We start from the raw sequence: 20,768 nt of genomic DNA on the forward strand, positions 1-20,768 counted from the left end.
TTTCGCAACATGATGCCCGCCCCTCACCCGCTCGCGTGCTCGCGACCTCTCCCCGTAAACGGGGAGAGGTGAACGTCTATTGCGCCTGCTGCGCGGTCTTGCCGAACATGTTCTTGCGCTGCTCTTCGGTGAACGGCGTCTTGTCGAATTTTCCGACAGCAAGACCCTTCTGCACCTCCGGCCGCGCACGCACGTCCGCGTACCAGCGCTTGACGTTCGGAAAGTCGTCGAGGGTGAAACCCTGCGCCTTGTGGGTCATGGTCCATGGAAAGCTGGCAATGTCGGCGATGGAATATTCGTCGCCCGCGATGTAGGCGCCGGTCTTGCCGAGTTGCCGGTCGAGCACGGCATACAGCCGCTCGGCCTCGTCGCGGTAGCGCTGGATCGCGTAGGGAATCTTGTCGGTCGCATAGAGTGCAAAGTGTCCGTGCTGGCCGAGCATCGGGCCGAGCCCGCCCACCTGCCACATCACCCACTGGATCACCTTGAAGCGTCCGCGCACGTCCCTCGGCAGAAAACGCCCGGTCTTCTCAGCGAGATAGATCAGGATCGCGCCGGTCTCAAACATCGCGATCGGCTCGCCGCCGTCCGCGGGGGCGCGGTCGATGATCGCCGGGATGCGGTTGTTCGGGCTGATCTTGAGGAACTCGGGCGCGAACTGTTCACCGGTCCGGATGTTCACCGGAAACACCGTGTAAGGCAGCCCCAGCTCTTCCAGCATGATCGAGATTTTCCACCCGTTGGGTGTCGGCGCGTAATAGAGTTCAATCATGAGGTATCCGCGAACAAGGAACAGCCGGAGTGGCGAGGCGCGATCCTAACCCTCGCTTGTCACACATTCCACCCCAAGAACGCCCACGCATAATCGCGATGCGCTCCCTCTCCCCGCTTGCGGGGAGAGGGATGGGGTGAGGGGCAAATCTCTCGAGCTGCACTCTCGCCCCTCACCCGGATCGTTTCACGATCCGACCTCTCCCCGTAAACGGGGAGAGGTGAAGTCAGCGAACAGCTTGTATGCGATGGCCCGGACATGGCAGATAAGCGTTCGAGCAAGCAGCCAATAACAACGGAAGCGCGCCATGCTGTTTCAAACGACCATCGCCGGCTCACTGCCGAAACCCGAATGGCTGGCCGAGCCCAATACGCTGTGGGCGCCCTGGAAGCTGAAGGGCGCGGAACTGGCCAACGCCAAGCGCGACGCGACGCTGCTCTGGGTGAAAATCCAGGAAGACGCCGGCATCGATATCGTCACCGAGGGCGAACAGGCGCGGCAGCATTTCGTGCACGGCTTTCTCGAGCGCGTCGAGGGGATCGATTTCGCTCACAAGGTCGAAATGGGCATCCGTAAGGACCGCTACAAGGCGATGGTGCCGCAGGTGGTCGCGCCCTTGCAGCTCAAGGGCCGCGTGCACGCCGATGAAGCGCGCGCCGCGCGGGCGCATACCACGCGCAAACTGAAATTCACCCTGCCCGGCCCGATGACCATCATCGACACCCTCTCCGACAGTTATTACGGCGACCGCGTCAAGATGGCGTTCGCCTTTGCCGAACTGCTCAACGCGGAAGCCAAGGCGTTGCAGGCCGACGGTGTCGACATGATCCAGTTCGACGAACCCGCCTTCAACGTGTTCATGGATGAAGTGAACGACTGGGGCATCAAGGCGCTGACCCGCGCCGCGCAGGGCCTCACCTGCCAGACCGCCGTTCACATCTGCTACGGCTACGGCATCAAGGCCAACACCGACTGGAAGGAATCCCTCGGCGCCGAATGGCGGCAGTACGAGCAGATCTTCCCGGCCATCGACAACAGCCCGATCCAGCAGGTCGCCATCGAGTGCCGCAACTCGCATGTGCCGCTGGAGCTTCTCGCCCTGCTCAAGGGCAAGATCGTGCAGGCCGGCGTGATCGACGTCGCCAGCGACACCGTCGAGACGCCGGACGATGTGGTGAAGACCATCGAATCCGTGATGAAGTTCGTGCCGAAGGAAAACATCGTCGCGACCACAAACTGCGGCATGGCGCCGATGCGCCGCGACATCGCGGAAGCCAAGCTGCGCGCGCTCGGCGCCGGCGCGAAGCTGGCGCGGCAGAAGCTGGGTTGAGCGGGTCGTCCCGGCCTTCGCCGGGACGACCATCAGTTATCTGCCAGTTCTCTCTCTCTCGCCTCTCACCCGGATCGTTTCACGATCCGACCTCTCCCCGTAAACGGGGAGAGGTAAGAAAACCGATTCCAGTCTCTCCTCTACCCGCGCGCCAGATCCAGCAGCCGGTCCCTTGCCGGAGTTGGCGGCCGCGAGCGGCCCGCGCCTCTTCGGCTGCGATATGTGACCATCGCGATGGTGATCCATGTCGCATGGAAAATGAGTCCGGCGAGCAGGACGATCTGGCCGGGGATCGGACCGATCGCGGCCCGCGCAAACAGTTCGTGCAGCGAGACGACGGGCTCCGGATGAATCAGAAGCTTCCCGAGATAGGCGGTGACCTGGATCGCGAAAATCCAGCAGTAGTTGTTGCGAAGCCGCCGGCCGACCGCTTCGAGGTAGCTGATGTGGAGGTTGGGCGCCTTGTAATCCTGATAGAGGATTTCGTTCCAGCCATTCGCGGTCTGAACGCCCTCGCCCCTGAGGATCGGTCCGAAAAACTGGACTTCAAGCACGTGCGCCCGCATGCGCCAGAAATCGAAGAAGCGGTAACGCCGCGCTTCGATAAACAGGAACGTGGCGACCAGCAGCCCGACCAGCACCAGCGGCAGAGGTGAAGCGTGCTCGCTGCTGAACGTCAGGGACAGCGCGATTCCGGTGGTCAGGACCGCCCAGTTGGTCGTGGCATCGAGCCGGGTGCGCCAGACTGTGCTGCGGTAAAGCTCGCCACGATAAAGATGTGACAGCGCGGTGATATCGGAGGAGTCGAACGGCGATCTCTTGTTCTCAACCATGCTCTCGGTCATTGTCCTGATCCTTCGCGTCCAGATCATCAACAACCTCACGATACGAGGTCGACCGGCAGGGTTCTAGCGCGTTCGGCTGTTGCGGCGCACTACGCTGCTCCGTCCTGCCCCCTCTCCCTCTCCCCCACTTGCGGAGAGAGGGTTGAGGTGAGGGGCAAACGTCATCGCCTGTGCTCGCCCCTCACCCGGCTCGCTTCGCTTGCCGACCTCGTCCCGTAAACGGGGAGAGGTGAAGAACGCTAGGCCGCCCCATCTCTAATTGGCGGCAGGTAGGATAGTCCCGTATCCCACGGAAAGAAGATCCAGGTGTCCTGCGACACTTCCGTAATGAACGTATCCACCAGCGGCTTGCCCATCGGCTTGGCGTAGACCGCCGCGATATGCGCCTGCGGCACCAGATCGCGCACGATGCGCGCGGTCTTGCCGGTGTCGACAAGATCCTCGACCACGAGCAAACCGTTGCCGTTGCCGCCGCCGAGCCGCGCCACCGCGTCGGAGATTCCCTTCAGCACGGTCGGTTCACTCACCTGCGAGGTGTGGCTGTAGCTCGACACGCACAGCGTATCGATGACGCGGATGCCGAGTTCGCGCGCGATGACCGCCGCAGGCACAAGTCCGCCGCGCGTTACCGCGATCATCGCTTCAAACGGCCCCGCTCCGCTCAGCCGCCACGCCAGCGCCCGCGCGTCGCGATGAAACTGATCCCACGACACCGGAAACGGTTTATGTGCGCCTTCGTCACTCATCGCGCGCGCTCCCGCTCATGACCGTATCTTCCGGAACATCGCCGTTGCCGTGGCGGTCGCAACCAGCCTGCGCGGCGAGATCATAACCGATGATTTCCACCCCGAGCGTCTTGGCGCATTCCGGCGGCGGAAGCCGTCCGGCGGCGATGGCTTCAAAAAATCGTTCGCTCATGGCATTCCTTCAAGAATAACTTGGCCTTCAAGACTATTTGGCCTTCGGGAGCCTGGTTGCATTACTTCGCGACCTTGAGGTTCGCCAGCATGGCCTCGACCTCCACCATTGCCGCCTTGAGCTTGTCGGCGTCGCGCGAGCGCACCACGACATTGGTGTTCGGCTTGCCGTTCTCGTCCATGAAGGGGTAGCTGCCGATGCTGGTGTCGGGATGTGCTTCCTGAATGGCGCGCAGCGGCGTGCCGATGTCGCCTTCGCGCGCATTGGCGCGCACCGAGTCCGACAGCATCCGCACGCCGGACTTCAGCTTGGGCGAAACGATGTCCATCATCGCCTGCATGATCGACGGCACGCCGGCCATCACGATGACATTGCCGAGTTTGAAGCCGGGCGCGAGGATGGTCGCGCTCGAGATCAGCTCCGCCCCGTCCGGAATACGCGCCATCCGCAGGCGTGCCTCGTTCAGGTCCGCGCCGAAGCGCTCCTCGAAGCGGGCCACCACCTCGGGATGGAGATCGATCTTGACCCCGAACGCCTTGGCCACGCTGTCCGCGGTGATGTCGTCGTGGGTCGGCCCGATGCCGCCGGTGGTAAAGACGTAGGTATAGCGTTCACGCAGCGCGTCGAGCGCCTCGATGATCGCGTCTTCCTCGTCGGCCACGACCCGCACTTCCTTCAGGTCGATGCCGATGTTGGTCAGGTATTCGGCGATGAAGCCGATGTTCTTGTCCTTGGTGCGCCCGGACAGGATTTCATCGCCGATCACGAGAATGCCGGCGGTGACGATATCACTCATCTTGTCTCTCCTACCTGTCCCGGAGCGGACGTCCGGGGCCACCACAGGTACGCCAGGAACTTTGGCGCACACAACGCATTGAAGTCACGAGCTTTTGCCGCATCCCAGGGCAACCGCCCGCCCGTTTTTCAGGCAGATTGACGCAAGGTCCCGCCAATTGCCCGCAGGCAATGCATATCGCGCTGGCCCAACCCTTGCTACCATCAGTTTGTGCAGCGGATCGATGTCCCGCCCTGAAGGAAGCGTACTGGTTTATGGCAGTTGCCTTCGACGAAATGAACGGCCCGGGCGGTGCCCTTCGCTCCGCCTATCACGAACTGTCCCTCTGGCTGAAGGAGACCCCTCCCGACGCGCTGGAATACCGGCGTCAGGAAGCCGAGTTGCTGTTCCGCCGGATCGGCATCACCTTCGCGGTCTACGGCGAGGCCGAGTCTACCGAGCGGCTGATCCCCTTCGATGTGATCCCCCGCATCCTGTCGGGCAAGGAATGGACGACGCTGGAAAAGGGACTGAAGCAGCGCGTCAAGGCGCTCAACATGTTCCTGAGCGACATCTATCACAGCCGCGACATCCTCCGCGCCAGGATCATTCCCGACGATCTGATTTTCCAGAACCCGGTGTTTCGGCCGGAGATGAACGGACAGGACGTCCCGCACGACGTCTATGTCCACATCGCCGGCATCGACATCGTGCGCGTCGATTCCGATAACTTCTATGTGCTGGAAGACAACGCCCGCACCCCGTCCGGCGTGTCCTACATGCTGGAAAACCGCGAAATCATGATGCGGCTGTTTCCGGACCTGTTCGCGCGGCACCGCGTGGCGCCGGTCGAGAACTATCCCGACGAACTGCTGGCGGCGCTGCGCTCGGTCGCGCCCCTGACCTCGAAGGCCGAACCGACCGTCGCGCTGCTGACGCCCGGCATCTACAACTCGGCCTATTACGAACATTCGTTTCTGGCCGACAAGCTCGGCGTCGAACTGGTCGAGGGCCGCGACCTCATCGTCAAGAACGACGAAGTGTTCATGCGCACGACCGAGGGGCTCAAACGCGTCGATGTGATCTACCGCCGCGTCGACGATGACTTTCTCGACCCCCTGACCTTCCGCCCCGATTCCGTGCTCGGCGTCCCGGGCCTGATGTCGGCCTACATGGCCGGCAACATCACGCTGGCCAACGCTGTCGGCACCGGGATCGCCGACGACAAGGCCGTCTACAGCTACATGCCGGACATCGTGAAGTTCTATCTCGGCGAAGAGCCGGTCCTGAAGAACGTCCCGACCTACCGCTGCCGCGAGGCGGATGATCTGAAATACGTGCTCGACAACCTGAAGGACCTCGTCGTCAAGGAAGTGCACGGCTCGGGCGGCTACGGGATGCTGATCGGTCCCGCCTCGACCACGGAGGCAATCGAAGCCTTCCGCGCCAAGCTGCTGAAGGAGCCGGAAGGCTTCATCGCCCAGCCGACGCTGGCGCTGTCCACCTGTCCGACCTGCACCGCATCGGGACTCGCACCGCGTCACGTCGATCTGCGGCCGTTCGTGCTGACCGGCAAGGATCACGTCACCGTGGTGCCCGGCGGGTTGACGCGCGTGGCGCTGAAGGAAGGTTCGCTCGTGGTCAATTCAAGCCAGGGCGGCGGCACCAAAGACACCTGGATACTCGAATGAGCGACGCTTTCACTTTTCACGTGCGCGAGTTCGCATGCTGCGCATTCCGCCCTCTGCTCCCCTCCCCCTTGTGGGGAGGGGTCGGGGGTGGGGGTACGATGCGAACAGAACTCTCGCTTTATCCCCCTCCCCAACCCTCCCCCGCAAGGGGGAGGGAGAGAAAACTGACGCATGCTGTCGCGCACCGCAGAAAGTCTCTACTGGCTGGCCCGCTACGTCGAACGCGCGGAATATCTCGCGCGCACCATCGAGGCGACCTTGCGCGCCACCGCGCTGCCCGATGCCTATGTCGGCAAGAGCAACGAATGGGAATCCGCCCTGCTCACCGCCGGCATCGACGACATCTTCTACAAGTTTCACGACGAAGCCAACGAACGCACCGTGGTCGACTTCCTGTCGTTCTCGCTCGACAATCCCTCCTCGATCCGCAACTGCATCGAGAACGCGCGGCTGAATTCACGCTCGGTCCGCACCGCGCTGACCTCTGAGATGTGGGACACCATCAACGGCGCATGGATCGAATTGCACGCGGCATGGCCCAAGGGCGCGAAGACCCGCGAGGAGCTGACGAAATTTCTCCGCTTCGTGCAGGAAACATCGCTGCGGTTCGACGGCTCGGCCTACCGGACCATGCTGCGCAACGACGCCTACTGGTTCTCGCGGCTCGGCCTGCATCTGGAACGCGCCGACAACACCGCGCGCATCCTCGACGTGAAGTATCACGTACTGCTGCCCGAGGAAGAGCATGTCGGCGGCCCGCTCGATTACTATCAGTGGACCTCCATCCTGCGTTCGGTGTCGGCGCTCACCGCCTACCACTGGGTCTATCGCGAAACGCTGAAGCCGTGGCTGATCGCCGATCTTCTGATCCTGAATGAATCGCTGCCGCGCTCGCTGGCGAGCTGCTACGGCAATCTGGTGCGCAATCTCGACCAGATCGGCGTCGCCTATGGCCGGCAAGGCGCGGCGCAGCGCCATGCGCGCGGTGTCCGCAACCGGCTGGAACATGCGCACATGGATGACCTGTTCCAGCGCGGCCTGCACGAATTCATTCAGGAATTCATTGCGGACAACGCCCGTCTGGGCGATACCATCTCAAGACAATATCTGATCTAAATGCGCCCAATCCAGCGCTTCACTCCGTCATTGCGAGGAGCACTTGCGACGAAGCAATCCAGTCTCTAACTGGTCCGAAACTGGATTGCTTCGCTTCGCTCGCAATGACGGCAAAAAATCAACGACATAGCAATGCGCCTGAAGATTTCCCACTCCACGACATATCGCTATGAGCCGCCCGCCACCGGCGTGATCCAGATTTTGCGTATGACGCCTGGCAGCCATGACGGACAATACGTCGCCGACTGGCAGATCGACGTCTCCACCGATTCACGCCTCGACGTGCATCAGGATGCATTCGGCAACGTCACCCACGTGCTGACCCACGGCGCGCTGTCGGACCTGACCATCCATGTCGAAGGCCTGATCGAGACTCATGATACCGGCGGCGTGCTGCGCGGCACCGACGAGCGGTTTCCGCCGAGCCTGTTCCTGCGCGCCACCCCGCTGACCGAGGTCAACGCCGCGATGGCGAAGTTCGCCAGCGATCTTTACACCGAAGCGGCCGGCGACACGCTGGGCTTTCTTCATGCGCTGATGCTTCAGATCAACGATCACATGACGTTCGATACCGATCCGACCCACGCCGGAACATCCGCGACGGAAGCCTTTGCGCTCAAGCGCGGCGTTTGTCAGGACTATGCGCACATCTTTATCGCCTGTGCGCGCAGCGCCGGCGTGCCTGCCCGTTACGTTTCGGGGCATCTGCTGCGCTCCGACGGCATGGTCGCGCAGGAGGCGGGACACGCATGGGCGGAAGCTTACGTCGAACGGCTCGGCTGGGTCGGGTTCGACGCCGCCAACGCCATCTGCACCACCGAAGGTCACGTCCGGGTCGCGGTCGGTCTCGATTACCTGAGCGCCGCTCCGGCGCGCGGCACCCGCTACGGCGGCGGCACCGAGACGCTGGAAGTCGCGGTCAGGGTCGATCAGGCCGGACGACAGAGCCAGAGCTGATTTTTACAGTTTTATTGCGAGTTGCCCCGCATCCCTCCCCCGCGTAGAAATGCGCGGTCGGGAGAGTGGAATGACTTATTGCTGCGGAATCCTCGTTCGTGACGGTCTTGTGATGATGGCCGATACCCGCACCAATGCGGGGCTCGACAACATCTCCACCTTCCGCAAGCTGCATATCTTCAAGGATCCCGGCGAACGCATCATGGCGATTGCGACCGCGGGCAACCTCGCCATCACACAGTCGGTGATCTCGACCCTGAATGAAGGGTTGGAAAATCCGGAGACCGGCGAGCGCGAAACGCTGATGAACGCGCCGACGATGTTTCAGGCGGCGCAGCGCATCGGCCGCGCCATCCGGAGCGTTCATGCGCTCGAAGGCAGCGCGCTGCGCGCCGAGGACATTTCCTTCGACGTGTCGTTCCTGTTCGGCGGCCAGATCAAGGGCGCGCGGATGCGGCTGTTCATGATCTACACCGCCGGCAACTTCATCGAATGCACCACCGACACGCCCTACCTGCAGATCGGCGAGCACAAATACGGCAAGCCGGTGCTCGACCGCGCGATCTCGTATGACGTCGATCTGTACGACGCGCTCAAGGTCGGGCTGGTGTCGATGGATTCGACCATGCGTTCCAATCTCGGCGTCGGCATGCCGATCGACATTCTGCTGGTGCGTCCCGATGCTCTCGACGCCGAACTGAATTACCGCATCGAGGCCGGCGAACCGTATTTCCACGATCTGCGCTCGCGCTGGTCCGCCGCCTTGCGCGCCGCGCACCAGAGCATCCCGCGCCCACCCTACGGAAATGTGAAATAGAGAAATCACAGATGGGTTGTTGCCAAAAAATGATGTCGTCCCCGCCTTCGCGGGGACGACACCGCAATGATTCAAGAAGAACTACGAAAACAAAAAAGGGAGAGAACAGATGAAAGTCGCGATCGTCACCGGTGCCGGTTCTGGAATTGGACGCGCCTCCTCGCTAGCGCTGATGAAGGCCGGCTTCGCGGTGGTGCTGGCCGGGCGCCGCAAGGACGCGCTGGAAGAAACCGCAAAGGCCGGCAAGGATCTCGGCAAAAGCCTCGTGGTGCCGAGCGACATGACCGATCCCGCGTCGATCGCCGCGCTGTTCGCCAAAACGATGGAAGTGTTCGGCCGTCTCGATGTGCTGTTCAACAATGCCGGCGTCGGCACGCCGCCGGTGCCGCTGGAGGACATCAGCCTGCAGCAGTGGCAGACCACGGTGGCCACAAACCTCACCGCGCCGTTCCTTTGCACGCAGCATGCATTCCGCATCATGAAGGACCAGACGCCGCGCGGCGGCCGCATTATCAATAACGGCTCGATCTCGGCTTACGCGCCACGCCCGTTCTCATCGCCCTACACCTCGACCAAGCACGCGATCTCAGGCCTCACCCGCGCCACCGCGCTTGACGGCCGCGCCTATGACATCGCCTGCGGCCAGATCGATATCGGCAATGCCGCGACCGAGATGACCGAGCGCATGACCGGCGGCGTGCTGCAGCCGCGCGGCGATACCATGGTCGAGCCGCGCATGGATGTGCAGAACGTCGCCGACGCCATCGTGTTCATGGCGACGCGCTCGCTCGACGCCAACGCGCTGTTCCTCAACATCATGGCGACCAAGATGCCGTTCGTCGGACGGGGGTAAGATGAAAACGCGTCAGCGGTTCAATTCCGCTGACGCAAATTCCGCGACACGCAGGTCGACGTCAGCGGGATCACCATCGTCCAGGTACCAGGCCGCAGACAGTCCCGTCCACGCGAGAATCCAGCGCAGCATCCGCGTCCGCTCGATGTTCGCGGCATCCGTCACAATCTCCAGCCGCCGCGCAAACCGCTCCGGGATTGTCGCGACAGGCCACTGCGGATGATCGAGGTCCGGATTGGTGAAGATGTTCGCGTAGTCGAACGCGCGTTCTCCGATGATGTGCTTGGGATCGATAGCAAGCCACCCGCGCTGACCGAAATCCAGCACATTATTATGGTGCAGGTCGCCATGCAGAACGCAGACATCGCGCGGTTCGGCCAGCAGCATTCGCGCGGCTTCCGCGGATTTCGTAAGAATGCCGCCGTGCTTTGCCACAGCGGGTTCGAGATCGCGAAACCATTGTACCAGCGGCAAGAGATCTGGCGGCGGATTTGACCGATGCCCATGCAGTCGCGCGGCGACGGTGCAGAGAATCGCGCAGGCCTCGTCGTCGCGTCCCGTGCGGGACATCACGGCGAGCGACGCCGGGCCTTCCGCGCGTTCGAGCAGAACGGCAACGCCGTCGCGGGCCAGCACCCGCGCCGCCCCCTCGCCGTTCCACCACTGCATCACCGAACCGCCGATCCGCTCGTCGTCGTGATCGGCAATTTTCAGCATCGCTGCCGCGCCGTTTTGCCGGACCGGCAACAGGACGCGCGCGTTATGAGGGGAGCACCGTCGGGAATCAGATTCCAGGCGCGAAGGTATTGATCGAACATCGCCGATACTTACGACATGGGATGCGGGTTCGCACGTCCCTGCGGCAATCGGACGTATCGCGTTCTACGCGGTCAATTCGACCGTTTCGAAATCCGCCGGCAAGATCACTTCCAGCAATTCGCAATCGTCCGAGTAGTCGCGGATCAGATGTTTGATACGCGGCGGCTGCGTCCAGCAACTGCCTTCGCGCATCAAGATCTCGCCCTGACCTTCGAGATAGGTCTTCACCCAGCCTTTAAGCACATAGACCATCTGAAACTCGACGCCGTGGAAATGCAGCTTCGAGACTTCCTTCGGATCGCACGGTCCGATCAGGCGGATCACATGCGCCCGCGCCAGACCGTGGGTGCCCTTCGCGATCCCAAGATCACGATATTCGGCATAGGCCCTCAGGCCGTCGGCCTTGAAATCGTCTTCGCGATGATGACTGACCACGAAGCGCTGCTTCGGGCGCGCTGGTTTTGGCGCTGCGCGTCGCGCGGCCGATGCACGCGGCTTGCCCGGCTTGGCCTTGGTGCGGGATGTGGATACGGCGGCCTTCTTGCGCTGCGTGGACTTTTTCAGCGCAACGGATCGCGCCGCTGATTTCGCCTTTGCAGACTTCGCTTTCGCCGATTTTGTTTTAGCCGATTTTGTTTTAGCCGATTTTGTTGTGGCCGATCTTGTTGTGGCCATGCGCGGCCTCCCTGTCTTGACCCGCCGCATGTGTCGCAGCGTGGCCCGGGAAGACTAGCCATTGCCCGCCGCGCGGACAATGCGCACCGGCAAGCCCTTCGAAAAATCCAGCGCGTCTAGTGCAGCCGGAACATGCCGTCGATCGCCTTGATCTCCGCCGGCTTGATCAGCTTGGAATGCGCGACGGTCACCGAGACCAGCGGCCCTTCCAGCTTGTTCTGCCAGAACGTCAGGAAATCCTGCAGCGCCGGAAATTTCGGGAACAGGTCGTAGTTCTGCCAGACGTAGGATTGCAGCAGCCAGCGGTGATCGGGGCGCCGGTAGAGAATTTCGGCCGTCGTCAGGCCGTATCCGGCGAGTTGCCGCTTGAAGTCCTCAGAGACAGCGCCTTGAGGAACGGTAGCATTCGGGACCATCAGAACCTCCTTAGAGCGTTTTCCGACGAGGTGGCCTTCCGGCTCGTCGTAGAAAACGCGACCAACAAAGATGTTCGGAGGCGATCGGCAAATATCGTGGCAACCGGTTTTGTCGAACGCGCTCGCACCCACTTTCGGGAGCATTTTCTGGCGGCGAACCGGACGTCCACTTCGCCGGAAAAGGCTCTGTTGAGCGCGAAAGTCGCGAACCGGATTCCACGTCGCGAACAAACGCGCTGTCTGAGAATCTGACGCAATACGAAGCTTCATCACAAGCTTAAATGTTAAATAAAGTGTTGCCTTTCAAGGCACTAGCAGCATGACACCGCGACTGCTGACAAAGGCGCTGCTGACAGCGCGCCGCGCCCGTGCGAGTCTCGCTTCTCGTTAATACGGAGCGGGGTCATGAGCCGTTTCACCGGCGAACTCACCATCACGCAGCTTGATGTCGATTACCGGACGTGGCGACTTGAACAGCCGCTGGTCTACGAGGTCGGCGAGGAAAACTCCGGCCACGTCATCGAGGTGCACAAGCTGTTCGAGACCGACGGCGCATCGATCCCGCGTCTCTTCCAGTCGTTCCTGCCGACGTGGGGCCGCTACAGCCGCGCCGCCGTGGTCCACGACTACCTCTATAACGAGCTGCGACCCGGCACGCAGCCGCACCCGGAGGCGCCGACGAGACAACGCGCCGATGCGATCTTTTACGAAGCGATGGAAGTGTCCGGCGTCGGCTTTTTCACCCGATGGATCATGTGGGCGGCGGTGCGCACCTTTGGATTCCTGGCGTTGCAGGCGGCCCGCGCCATGGCCTGGAAAAACGACAAGCCGATGCCGGCCGAGGTCGCGCCCCGGGCGGAGCTGGACATTGTCAGCAAGCGCAGGCGAGAGGCCGGGAAGCTCCCACCTCAGCCTCCGTCGCCACCGCCCGGAAACGGGCCGCCCCCGCATTAACGATCCCGCAAAAATTGGCAGCCGCCCCGTCAGACTGCCAATTTTTCTGCTACAGACCCTTGCCCGGCGTCCGCCATGGGCCTATGTCCGATACAGTCCTTGGTAGCACTCGCTCACCAAGACTGCTAATTCGCAAAACCAAGCATTATCAATACATTAGGAGGACTGCATGAAATTCCGTCCGCTTCACGACCGCGTCGTGGTCAAGCGTATCGACGCCGAAGAGAAGACTGCTGGCGGCATCATCATTCCGGACAGCGCCAAAGAGAAGCCCTCGCAGGGCGAGATTCTCTCGGTTGGACCGGGCGGCCGCGACGAGGCCGGCAAGCTGATCCCGATCGACCTGAAGGTCGGCGACATCGTCCTGTTCGGCAAGTGGTCCGGCACCGAGGTCAAGATCGACGGCCAGGAAGTCCTGATCATGAAGGAAAGCGACATCATGGGCGTCATCACCGACACCTCGTCGTCGAAGAAGAAGGCCGCTTAAGAGCGCCCTCTCTGATCTGAAATTCCAAATCTTCCTGAAATCTCGAGGAAATCCAATATGTCAGCCAAAGAAGTCAAATTCGGCGTTGAAGCCCGCGACAAGATGTTGCGCGGCGTCGACATCCTCGCCAACGCCGTCAAGGTGACGCTCGGTCCGAAGGGCCGCAACGTCGTCCTCGACAAGTCGTTCGGCGCTCCGCGCATCACCAAGGACGGCGTCACCGTCGCCAAGGACATCGAACTTGAAGACAAGTTCGAGAACATGGGCGCGCAGATGGTCCGTGAAGTGGCCTCGAAGTCGGCGGACGCTGCCGGCGACGGCACCACCACCGCGACCGTTCTGGCCGCAGCCATTGTCAAGGAAGGCGCCAAGGCAGTTGCCGCCGGCATGAACCCGATGGATCTGAAGCGCGGTATCGACCTCGCGGTCGAAGCGGTCGTTGCAGACCTCGTGAAGAACTCCAAGAAGGTCACCTCGAACGAGGAAATCGCCCAGGTCGGCACCATCTCGGCCAACGGCGACGCCGAAATCGGCAAGTTCCTCGCCGACGCGATGAAGAAGGTCGGCAACGAGGGCGTCATCACGGTTGAAGAAGCCAAGTCGCTCGAGACCGAACTGGACGTCGTCGAAGGCATGCAGTTCGACCGCGGCTACATCTCCCCCTACTTCGTCACCAACGCCGACAAGATGCGCGTTGAATTCGACGACGCCTACATCCTCATCAACGAGAAGAAGCTCTCCTCGCTGAACGAACTGCTTCCGCTGCTGGAAGCCGTCGTGCAGACCGGCAAGCCGCTCGTCATCGTTGCTGAAGACGTCGAAGGCGAAGCTCTCGCCACCCTCGTCGTCAACCGTCTCCGCGGCGGCCTCAAGGTTGCCGCTGTGAAGGCTCCGGGCTTCGGCGACCGCCGCAAGGCCATGCTGCAGGACATCGCGATCCTGACCGGCGGCCAGGCGATCTCGGAAGACCTCGGCATCAAGCTTGAAAACGTGACCCTGCAGATGCTGGGCCGCGCCAAGAAGGTGATGATCGACAAGGAAAACACCACCATCGTCAACGGCGCCGGCAAGAAGGCCGACATCGAGGCGCGCGTGAACCAGATCAAGGCGCAGATCGAAGAGACCACTTCGGACTACGACCGCGAGAAGCTCCAGGAACGTCTGGCCAAGCTCGCAGGCGGCGTCGCGGTGATCCGCGTCGGCGGCGCGACCGAGGTTGAGGTGAAGGAGCGCAAGGACCGCGTTGATGACGCGATGCATGCGACCCGTGCGGCGGTTGAAGAAGGCATCGTGCCGGGCGGCGGCGTCGCCCTGCTGCGCGCTTCCGAGCAGCTCAAGCGCATCAAGACCGCGAACGACGACCAGAAGACCGGCGTCGAGATCGTCCGCAAGGCGCTCTCCGCTCCGGCCCGCCAGATCGCCATCAACGCAGGCGAAGACGGCTCGGTCATCGTCGGCAAGGTGCTCGAGAAGGAGCAGTATTCCTACGGCTTCGACTCGCAGAACGGCGAATACGGCAACCTCGTCTCCAAGGGCATCATCGACCCGACCAAGGTCGTTCGTGCGGCGATCCAGAACGCAGCTTCGGTTGCGGCTCTCCTGATCACCACCGAAGCCATGATCGCCGAAGTCCCCAAGAAGGGCGGCGCAGGCGGCGGCGGCATGCCTCCGGGCGGCGGCATGGGCGGCATGGACTTCTGATCCAGCCACTCAGGCAGTTACGAATACCAAGGGCGCGGTGCAAACCGCGCCCTTTTTGTTTGCCCGGCTTCGTCATTCCGGGCGCGTTGCAGCGCCATCAGCGCGTTTACGCGCGTCTTCGACGCGCTATGACGGTGGGAATCTCGCTCGCAACACGATGCAAAACCCCGGCACCAGGGTCGGGCTTGTTGTCCGACCGCAATTACCTGAGTGCGATCACCGGCTCCTGCAACGAACTTATCGGAATGTTGACGTGGCAAATGAGACCGGCCGGATCGAAGATCAGCCGCGCCTCGCCGTGAAGCTGGCCGGGCAGCGCCTGCTCGATGAACCGGCTGCCGAAACTCTTCTGCTTCGGCTCGACAACAGCCGGACCGCCGCTTTCCTTCCACTCGAGATTGAAGCGCTCCGCCCCGTCATCAACCGACCACGTGATCGAGACGCGGCCGCCGGGCACCGACAGCGCGCCGTATTTCAGCGCGTTGGTGCTGAGTTCGTGGATCACCATCGACAGCCCGACGGCGGGTCCCGACGACACGGCGATGTTCTCGCCGGTGATCGTGAACTGCGCCAGCCCTTCGGTCTGGAACGCGAGGATCGCGTTTTCGATCAGCGTCCGGCAGCCCGCCCCGGTCCAGCTCTCGCGAATGAGAAGATCGTGGGAAATCCCGAGTGCGGCCAGGCGGCTGGCGATGGTTTTCTCCGCCGCCTCGATGCTGGTCGCGCCGCGCAGGCTTTGCGAGGCGATCGCGGAGGCAATCGCCAGCATATTCTTCACCCGGTGATGAAGTTCGCCGATCAGCACGGTCTGAAGTTTTGCGGCGACAACATGGGCGTGGGCTTCGACACCTGCCTGAATGAGCAGTTGCCGAAGCTGGTCGTTTTCGTTCTCGACGTCACGCAGCGGCGCGAGATATCTCACAGGACTCATGGATCATCCCTATGTTGCAGCTGCGCCTCACAATTTGCGCTTTGGAGCGGGCGGAACTGGCGGCCTCAATTCGGCGATCTTGAGCAGAGCCTCGGCGTGGGTGGCATGCGGACCGGTGACGAAAGCGCCGCTCATCTTGGTGGTGTACCATCCCGAAACGACGCCAAGCCGAAGCGCCTCTTCTGCCTTGACGTGCCGCGACGACAGCTCTTTCGTTGTCATATCAAGCATGCATAGTCCTCCCGTTCCCGCCGAACGTCTCAATGAAGCTTCAGGATCAATCGTTCGCGGAAAACAATCGAACAGCAAAACGGTGTCAGCTTTCGCTGTCGAGCCTCGCGAAGTCCTTGAGGACCGAGGCGACGAGATCACGGTGGTGCGAGTCCTGCGCACCCAGCGTCGCGTAATAGAGATTCAGAACATAACGTGCCTTCGCCGCCGCTTCGGGCCAGGACGTCACCGGCGTGTCGAGCAGCTCTCTCTCAATCTGAAGCTGCCGCTCGCGCAAGATAGCCGCGTGGGCCTCGGCCTCAGCAAGAATCCGCCGCAGCCCTGTCGCCTTTTGCGCGGCCATGCCGCGACGGGAATCGAGTTCGACGGGATCGTCAGACATTTGGCGCCACCGCGTCGCGATGCTGCGCGTCGGCCAGATCGATCGAGCTGATCGCGAGCATTTCCATCGAGTGACGGTGCGGCGGCGCGCCGGGCACCATGATCATGGTGGCGACACGCCGGAAGCTCGGAAAGGAAAGACCTTCGATCATTTCCTCGTCGGTCACCACTTCGTAGGCACCAGCCGGAAGCAGGCGTTCAATACCGTTGATACGCACCGGATGTTTGAAGGTGACCGTCTCCCGCCGCGTTCTCATGGTCATGAGAGGCGCTCCGCGACAACGCGATAGTTTAGCATGAGTTGACTGTGCGCCTTTCCGGCGCGGATAGCCATCGGTTTATTATCGGTAGATCGCAGTAATTCGCGCGAATAAGGCAGCGGTGACGTTGTAACTGGCGGATTGGTGGCCACCTTGAGTCAACGCCTGAGGACTTCTTCAGGTGTGTCTTAAAGGATAATTCAATGTCGAATTCACCAGCCGTCGCTGCCGATACTCCGAAGCCTGCTGTCGCACCGGCCCAGGCCACACCTGCGACGCCTCAGCAGAATCAGGACAACAAGGGCGACGCCAAGCCCGAGCAGCAGAAGTAACTTCTGTCGAAGTCGATTGATGGCGAAGGCTCGGCTGATTGCCGAGCCTTTTTCATGATGCAGCTTCGGTTGCAGCACTCCTGATCATCACCCAAGCCATGATCGCCGAAGCCCCCAAGAAGGGCGAAGCAGGTGGCGGCGGGCGGCATGGATTTCTAAGTCCACTCTGCTTCAAGCAGGTATCAGAATACAAAACCCCCGGCAGCGATGCCGGGGGTTTTGTTGGGATCGAGCTGCGCTCATTACAACGTTAGCGGAATCGTTTAATGCGTCGCGGGTTCCAGCTTTCTCTTAAAGCGTTAGTTGCAGTTCGTTGGGCGATATCCTTTGGCGCAGAGGCGCCAAGATCGAGCCAATGAATTACATTGTAGTATCGAAGTTCATTACCCGATAGATAGCCATTCAATAGGCTGCAAACTCGACGCTTTGGAAGCGTTTTAACAGAGCGCAGTGCGCAGGCTTTACGAACACTATCATCTTCAAAATGAAGAAATTTCTGCAACTGAGAATCGCTCAGAGCCCGGAAAGTGCTATCTGAAGCCTCCAAGATTAGCCTCACCAACAAGAGATTTGGCATTGGCAAGTCTAGTAGTTCAGACAGGCGATCTTTAGCCATTGCGTAGATTGCACGCGCAGCATTCTCATATTTAACATGGCTATTAGCCGATATGGAAACGCCATATTCACCGCGTCCCACGGCGGCTATAATGAGCGGGATATCCTGCCATTCGCCATGTCTTCGCAGATAATCAACGTCGAGGTTTGAGTATCCCACAAAATCGCCGTTAAGAGCATCGCGAACCAGCGCCAAATCTTTTGGGCTTCCCTCTTGGCAAAAGATATCTAGTGCTCTGCGAGTAAATCCCCTTGTTAAATGATCCTTCAATCCCTTGGTATCTTTGACTAATTGATGGTCGCTTCCGTAACGACCCGCCATAGTGTTAAACTTCTCTTCAAAATCCGCACTGAAACGATCACGAATAAGCTTCTCAAGCGCGCCTTTTCGACTAACAAAATGCCGCTCAAATAAAGCAAGCCTCGCGTCTTGATCAAAAATTGAAGCGGCAACAGCTAAGCCCTCCAGTTCCGAATCCGACTTCGAGGATAGTTGCTTGACGAAACTTCGTCCATACAGCCTCACCTGTATTAATGCCTGAAAAGCCCAACAGACTCGCAGAAGCCGACGTAGGCCTGACTAGCAAACTCTTCACCTGCTCGTTTGTGAAAACGCGCCCCAAAGCGGTAAGTGCCGAGATAGCTTCATAACGAACGTCCGCGTCCGAATCCCCCAGCAACTGCTCTGCTTGTTGGGGGTCAATCTTTCCGCGCTCTTTCAAAAGACGGAGAGTAGTTTGGCGAACAGATTTACTTCGATGCGAAAGCCCCCCGACCAAAACACTCTCTGCAAGTTGGTCGGCATTACTAAACAACTCTTCAACTAATTCATCCCCAATAGAATCCAGTTGCAGATCATAGAGAGCAGCTATTGCTTGTGTTTTGCCTTGGCGCAAATTGATACGGACAATTGCGTTACCAGACGCGCTTCGCGTCTGGTAATTTCCTAGATCAAACTCCTTTTTTAGGTATGGCAAGTCTTCAATGACGCCGCAATCGGCTAGATAGCTTAGAGCCGCTACTTTAAGAGTCTCGTCTGCCCCCTCAGCGAACCAGTCATCAAGAAAAACGTTGCGTTCAAAATCCTTTGATACAGGCAAGGACTCGTGAGTAAGGCGCATCGCCTCCAACGCTTCTGCCTGCCGTCGCGGTTGTCCGAAAACAGAATAAAATCCGAGTAGCTTTCTCCGGAATCCCTCGACCGCTGCATACCAAAACCACAAAGGAATATTCTCGGAAGAATAATGGCTTATTCCGGCTGCTAGAAGAGATCTCTTTTCACTATCCCCGAGATCTAGGCTCAACCGGCTCCCATAGAGAAGGTTCGCATCATGCGCTCCGATGGTATTGTCATCGTTACCTTGTTTGCTCAGTGCGCTAGCCAACAATCTGAATCTTGCGACTTCTACAGGGCCGTAGGCATCACTAGAGTCTTCTTCTGTAGAGATGATAAATTCTCTCAGAAAAGCTGTTCCTTGCGGTGAAAGGGGCGTTGTCTTTTTTGATTTTGAATCGGCTTCAACTGCGGGCTTTGCTTCCGTTGGCGTTGCCTGCGTTTCGCTAGCAATCTTTTCCGTTTCCGCGGCCCGAAGCTTTTGAATATATGCCGTGATGCAGCTACGGATTTTGCCTTCAAAATCACCCACACCACCAAATGGTTCGAAGAATATCTCTTTCTCAGCGATAATTCTTTCTTTGAAGGCGACGACCTTTTTCAGTTCTTCCCCCGGATCGCGCAAAAGCTCCTTGTCGATATCCTTAAAGAACAACGCCATTTCCGGCCGCCCCTTGGTTCGGCGACTTGCAATTGAGGTTTCAAATTCCTCCTCAAAGCCTGATGTAAATGTATTGGTCTTGCCGGGCGGAGTACCCCAGCGTTTCCACATCATGCCGATTACAAGTTCACACCTTTCAAGGTCTTGGTTGATAATGCCCTGAGGCCGTCCATATTGAGAGATCGTATCCTCCCAACCAATGAGCTCGACATGATAACCCATCGCGTCGGCCCAAAGTTTGTTGAATTCCTCCACGACTGCTTTTGCAGTTCTTCGCTCATCCTGAAGGTCACCGGGTGACGCGAGAAATACCCTTATTATTTTGCGAGTATCAGTCATTGCTAACTTCTCAAATAGACAGGGACCTACTTACACAGGGCCTTGACGATTCCCGCAATAGGACTATATTCCTTCTCGTCCCGCCTCACCATTGAGGGGCGGCTCGCGATCGTCACGATACGCGGGGCGGGATGCGGTGGCGCGGCAGCGTCAGGCGCGAACGGCGGTAGCAGGGTGCGTTCCTCGTACAGAGGGCGTGTGAGCCATCGTCGCGAGCGCAAGACGGACCACGCTGTGCGTTGGCTTGCGGGGTGGCAACACATCGCATGACAATGTATTCCGCGCCGGCCCAAGTCGTGTGGTCCTGCGAAATCCGGCCTGCTCTTTTCACCTCCGACCGGAGGCGAAAAGTACCGCGGAGACGACGGTGACAGCCCACGGGCGTTCACCGGGGAGAGCACGAAGCAAGCCGGAGCACCACCGCGTGCGGGACGCCGGATGCCTCCGGCGCAACCGTGGTGACTACACTCGTGTGCTTTCCACCTTTGCACACGAGGCTGCGGATGCGCTTGCGCATCCGGCGTTCCGCGCGCCCTCATTTGAGGGCGGAGGAAACGAGGAATTCGGGCGCCCCCGCGCCGTCATAACAACAGGGGCGATGGCGCGCGACCATCGGCGCGGTTTTTCAGGCGCGAACGGGGCAAGCCCCAGGCGCGCGGGCTGTTTGAACCGGTGGATCTGGAATGCGAGGGATCTTCACCTCGCCCCGCTCGCGGGGAGAGGTCGAAAACTGAGCACAGCGAAGTTTTCGGGGAGGGGCTGGCACGCGAGAGACTGG

Annotated in this window: 23 protein-coding genes and 2 pseudogenes; 11 read left to right on the forward strand and 14 right to left on the reverse strand. The window is 60.4% G+C overall.

Annotated elements, in window-relative coordinates:
• Positions 1-76: 76 nt before the first annotated feature.
• Entirely contained in the window at positions 77-772 is a 696-nt protein-coding gene (locus BN32_RS19145) for a glutathione binding-like protein (protein ID WP_019196402.1), read from the reverse strand.
• Between the two features lie 307 nt (positions 773-1,079).
• On the opposite strand from BN32_RS19145, the gene BN32_RS19150 reads away from it, so the two are divergent.
• The gene (locus BN32_RS19150) at positions 1,080-2,102 is read left to right on the forward strand and encodes a methionine synthase (RefSeq protein WP_019196401.1); all 1,023 of its coding nucleotides are present in this window, start codon (positions 1,080-1,082) and stop codon (positions 2,100-2,102) included.
• A 140-nt stretch (positions 2,103-2,242) separates the two neighbouring features.
• Here BN32_RS19150 and BN32_RS19155 read toward each other — a convergent pair whose 3' ends face one another.
• The 4 genes from BN32_RS19155 to BN32_RS19170 form a co-directional block, all read right to left on the reverse strand.
• Positions 2,243-2,947, reverse strand: a complete 705-nt coding sequence (locus BN32_RS19155; RefSeq protein WP_019196400.1) for a DUF2270 domain-containing protein — start codon at positions 2,945-2,947, stop codon at positions 2,243-2,245.
• Between the two features lie 239 nt (positions 2,948-3,186).
• A complete protein-coding gene (gene gpt, locus BN32_RS19160; RefSeq protein WP_019196399.1) occupies positions 3,187-3,693 on the reverse strand; it encodes a xanthine phosphoribosyltransferase in 507 nt (168 codons plus the stop codon).
• On the reverse strand, positions 3,686-3,865 hold the full coding sequence (locus BN32_RS27345; RefSeq protein WP_019196398.1) for a hypothetical protein: 180 nt from the start codon (positions 3,863-3,865) through the stop codon (positions 3,686-3,688). The genes gpt and BN32_RS27345 overlap by 8 nt, the downstream gene beginning before the upstream one ends.
• 61 nt (positions 3,866-3,926) lie before the next feature.
• Positions 3,927-4,661: a competence/damage-inducible protein A gene (locus BN32_RS19170; protein ID WP_019196397.1), complete on the reverse strand. Its 735-nt coding sequence runs from the start codon at positions 4,659-4,661 to the stop codon at positions 3,927-3,929.
• Between the two features lie 254 nt (positions 4,662-4,915).
• Between BN32_RS19170 and BN32_RS19175 the strand changes: the two genes are divergently transcribed.
• From BN32_RS19175 to BN32_RS19195, 5 genes are all read left to right on the forward strand, one after another.
• Positions 4,916-6,331, forward strand: a complete 1,416-nt coding sequence (locus BN32_RS19175; RefSeq protein WP_019196396.1) for a circularly permuted type 2 ATP-grasp protein — start codon at positions 4,916-4,918, stop codon at positions 6,329-6,331.
• Between the two features lie 171 nt (positions 6,332-6,502).
• Positions 6,503-7,447: an alpha-E domain-containing protein gene (locus BN32_RS19180; RefSeq protein ID WP_019196395.1), complete on the forward strand. Its 945-nt coding sequence runs from the start codon at positions 6,503-6,505 to the stop codon at positions 7,445-7,447.
• 132 nt (positions 7,448-7,579) lie between these two features.
• Positions 7,580-8,404 carry a transglutaminase family protein gene (locus BN32_RS19185; protein ID WP_019196394.1) on the forward strand — a complete coding sequence of 275 codons (825 nt, stop codon included), beginning with the start codon at positions 7,580-7,582 and terminating at the stop codon, positions 8,402-8,404.
• 70 nt (positions 8,405-8,474) lie between these two features.
• Positions 8,475-9,221, forward strand: coding sequence for a proteasome-type protease (locus BN32_RS19190; RefSeq protein WP_040427035.1), 747 nt, complete (start codon positions 8,475-8,477; stop codon positions 9,219-9,221).
• 109 nt (positions 9,222-9,330) lie between these two features.
• Positions 9,331-10,074 carry an SDR family oxidoreductase gene (locus BN32_RS19195; protein ID WP_019196392.1) on the forward strand — a complete coding sequence of 248 codons (744 nt, stop codon included), beginning with the start codon at positions 9,331-9,333 and terminating at the stop codon, positions 10,072-10,074.
• 12 nt (positions 10,075-10,086) lie between these two features.
• Here BN32_RS19195 and BN32_RS19200 read toward each other — a convergent pair.
• The 3 genes and pseudogenes from BN32_RS19200 to BN32_RS19210 all read right to left on the reverse strand — a co-directional run bounded on the left by BN32_RS19200 (position 10,087) and on the right by BN32_RS19210 (position 11,984).
• Positions 10,087-10,892: pseudogene (locus BN32_RS19200) on the reverse strand (aminoglycoside phosphotransferase family protein).
• Positions 10,893-10,956: 64 nt separating this feature from the next.
• Positions 10,957-11,568 (reverse strand): cupin domain-containing protein, encoded by a 612-nt coding sequence (locus BN32_RS19205; RefSeq protein WP_019196390.1) that lies wholly within the window; start codon positions 11,566-11,568, stop codon positions 10,957-10,959.
• A 116-nt stretch (positions 11,569-11,684) separates the two neighbouring features.
• Entirely contained in the window at positions 11,685-11,984 is a 300-nt protein-coding gene (locus BN32_RS19210; RefSeq protein ID WP_040427310.1) for an usg protein, read from the reverse strand.
• A gap of 405 nt (positions 11,985-12,389) precedes the next feature.
• Between BN32_RS19210 and BN32_RS19215 the strand changes: the two genes are divergently transcribed.
• The 3 genes from BN32_RS19215 to groL all read left to right on the forward strand — a co-directional run bounded on the left by BN32_RS19215 (position 12,390) and on the right by groL (position 15,126).
• Positions 12,390-12,938 (forward strand): DUF1353 domain-containing protein, encoded by a 549-nt coding sequence (locus BN32_RS19215; RefSeq protein ID WP_019196388.1) that lies wholly within the window; start codon positions 12,390-12,392, stop codon positions 12,936-12,938.
• A 169-nt stretch (positions 12,939-13,107) separates the two neighbouring features.
• Positions 13,108-13,425: a co-chaperone GroES gene (locus BN32_RS19220; RefSeq protein WP_019196387.1), complete on the forward strand. Its 318-nt coding sequence runs from the start codon at positions 13,108-13,110 to the stop codon at positions 13,423-13,425.
• 57 nt (positions 13,426-13,482) lie between these two features.
• Positions 13,483-15,126, forward strand: a complete 1,644-nt coding sequence (gene groL / locus BN32_RS19225) for a chaperonin GroEL (RefSeq protein WP_019196386.1) — start codon at positions 13,483-13,485, stop codon at positions 15,124-15,126.
• Between the two features lie 202 nt (positions 15,127-15,328).
• Here the strand turns inward: groL and BN32_RS19230 are convergent, their stop codons facing one another.
• The 4 genes from BN32_RS19230 to BN32_RS19245 all read right to left on the reverse strand — a co-directional run bounded on the left by BN32_RS19230 (position 15,329) and on the right by BN32_RS19245 (position 16,932).
• On the reverse strand, positions 15,329-16,057 hold the full coding sequence (locus BN32_RS19230; RefSeq protein ID WP_019196385.1) for a sensor histidine kinase: 729 nt from the start codon (positions 16,055-16,057) through the stop codon (positions 15,329-15,331).
• 27 nt (positions 16,058-16,084) lie between these two features.
• Positions 16,085-16,288, reverse strand: coding sequence for a hypothetical protein (locus BN32_RS19235; RefSeq protein ID WP_019196384.1), 204 nt, complete (start codon positions 16,286-16,288; stop codon positions 16,085-16,087).
• Between the two features lie 85 nt (positions 16,289-16,373).
• Positions 16,374-16,670 (reverse strand): hypothetical protein, encoded by a 297-nt coding sequence (locus tag BN32_RS19240; RefSeq protein ID WP_019196383.1) that lies wholly within the window; start codon positions 16,668-16,670, stop codon positions 16,374-16,376.
• Positions 16,663-16,932, reverse strand: a complete 270-nt coding sequence (locus BN32_RS19245) for a hypothetical protein (protein ID WP_019196382.1) — start codon at positions 16,930-16,932, stop codon at positions 16,663-16,665. Before BN32_RS19245 ends, BN32_RS19240 begins: the two co-directional genes overlap by 8 nt.
• Positions 16,933-17,132: 200 nt before the next feature.
• On the opposite strand from BN32_RS19245, the gene BN32_RS28085 reads away from it, so the two are divergent.
• Positions 17,133-17,261 (forward strand): hypothetical protein, encoded by a 129-nt coding sequence (locus BN32_RS28085; protein WP_019196381.1) that lies wholly within the window; start codon positions 17,133-17,135, stop codon positions 17,259-17,261.
• A 56-nt stretch (positions 17,262-17,317) separates the two neighbouring features.
• Positions 17,318-17,515 (forward strand): annotated as a pseudogene (locus BN32_RS26940) (hypothetical protein); the annotation flags it as partial.
• Here the strand turns inward: BN32_RS26940 and BN32_RS26945 are convergent.
• Both BN32_RS26945 and BN32_RS19250 read right to left on the reverse strand, forming a co-directional pair.
• On the reverse strand, positions 17,512-18,402 hold the full coding sequence (locus tag BN32_RS26945) for a hypothetical protein (protein ID WP_152343914.1): 891 nt from the start codon (positions 18,400-18,402) through the stop codon (positions 17,512-17,514). The pseudogene BN32_RS26940 and the gene BN32_RS26945 overlap by 4 nt on opposite strands.
• Positions 18,311-19,990: a DUF4062 domain-containing protein gene (locus BN32_RS19250; RefSeq protein WP_019196380.1), complete on the reverse strand. Its 1,680-nt coding sequence runs from the start codon at positions 19,988-19,990 to the stop codon at positions 18,311-18,313. Before BN32_RS19250 ends, BN32_RS26945 begins: the two co-directional genes overlap by 92 nt.
• Positions 19,991-20,768 lie beyond the last annotated feature (778 nt).

The sequence above is a fragment of the Afipia birgiae 34632 genome, assembly GCF_000308295.2.
Taxonomy (GTDB): domain Bacteria; phylum Pseudomonadota; class Alphaproteobacteria; order Rhizobiales; family Xanthobacteraceae; genus Afipia; species Afipia birgiae.

Excerpts from the sequence above, each read along its gene's own strand:
- BN32_RS19145 (WP_019196402.1), bottom strand. The coding sequence starts at position 772 with ATGATTGAACTCTATTACGCGCCGACACCCAACGGGTGGAAAATCTCG.
- BN32_RS19150 (WP_019196401.1), top strand. The coding sequence starts at position 1,080 with ATGCTGTTTCAAACGACCATCGCCGGCTCACTGCCGAAACCCGAATGG.
- BN32_RS19155 (WP_019196400.1), bottom strand. The coding sequence starts at position 2,947 with ATGACCGAGAGCATGGTTGAGAACAAGAGATCGCCGTTCGACTCCTCC.
- gpt (WP_019196399.1), bottom strand. The coding sequence starts at position 3,693 with ATGAGTGACGAAGGCGCACATAAACCGTTTCCGGTGTCGTGGGATCAG.
- BN32_RS27345 (WP_019196398.1), bottom strand. The coding sequence starts at position 3,865 with ATGAGCGAACGATTTTTTGAAGCCATCGCCGCCGGACGGCTTCCGCCG.
- BN32_RS19170 (WP_019196397.1), bottom strand. The coding sequence starts at position 4,661 with ATGAGTGATATCGTCACCGCCGGCATTCTCGTGATCGGCGATGAAATC.
- BN32_RS19175 (WP_019196396.1), top strand. The coding sequence starts at position 4,916 with ATGGCAGTTGCCTTCGACGAAATGAACGGCCCGGGCGGTGCCCTTCGC.
- BN32_RS19180 (WP_019196395.1), top strand. The coding sequence starts at position 6,503 with ATGCTGTCGCGCACCGCAGAAAGTCTCTACTGGCTGGCCCGCTACGTC.
- BN32_RS19185 (WP_019196394.1), top strand. The coding sequence starts at position 7,580 with ATGCGCCTGAAGATTTCCCACTCCACGACATATCGCTATGAGCCGCCC.
- BN32_RS19190 (WP_040427035.1), top strand. The coding sequence starts at position 8,475 with ATGACTTATTGCTGCGGAATCCTCGTTCGTGACGGTCTTGTGATGATG.
- BN32_RS19195 (WP_019196392.1), top strand. The coding sequence starts at position 9,331 with ATGAAAGTCGCGATCGTCACCGGTGCCGGTTCTGGAATTGGACGCGCC.
- BN32_RS19205 (WP_019196390.1), bottom strand. The coding sequence starts at position 11,568 with ATGGCCACAACAAGATCGGCCACAACAAAATCGGCTAAAACAAAATCG.
- BN32_RS19210 (WP_040427310.1), bottom strand. The coding sequence starts at position 11,984 with ATGGTCCCGAATGCTACCGTTCCTCAAGGCGCTGTCTCTGAGGACTTC.
- BN32_RS19215 (WP_019196388.1), top strand. The coding sequence starts at position 12,390 with ATGAGCCGTTTCACCGGCGAACTCACCATCACGCAGCTTGATGTCGAT.
- BN32_RS19220 (WP_019196387.1), top strand. The coding sequence starts at position 13,108 with ATGAAATTCCGTCCGCTTCACGACCGCGTCGTGGTCAAGCGTATCGAC.
- groL (WP_019196386.1), top strand. The coding sequence starts at position 13,483 with ATGTCAGCCAAAGAAGTCAAATTCGGCGTTGAAGCCCGCGACAAGATG.
- BN32_RS19230 (WP_019196385.1), bottom strand. The coding sequence starts at position 16,057 with ATGAGTCCTGTGAGATATCTCGCGCCGCTGCGTGACGTCGAGAACGAA.
- BN32_RS19235 (WP_019196384.1), bottom strand. The coding sequence starts at position 16,288 with ATGCTTGATATGACAACGAAAGAGCTGTCGTCGCGGCACGTCAAGGCA.
- BN32_RS19240 (WP_019196383.1), bottom strand. The coding sequence starts at position 16,670 with ATGTCTGACGATCCCGTCGAACTCGATTCCCGTCGCGGCATGGCCGCG.
- BN32_RS19245 (WP_019196382.1), bottom strand. The coding sequence starts at position 16,932 with ATGACCATGAGAACGCGGCGGGAGACGGTCACCTTCAAACATCCGGTG.
- BN32_RS28085 (WP_019196381.1), top strand. The coding sequence starts at position 17,133 with ATGTCGAATTCACCAGCCGTCGCTGCCGATACTCCGAAGCCTGCTGTC.
- BN32_RS19250 (WP_019196380.1), bottom strand. The coding sequence starts at position 19,990 with ATGACTGATACTCGCAAAATAATAAGGGTATTTCTCGCGTCACCCGGT.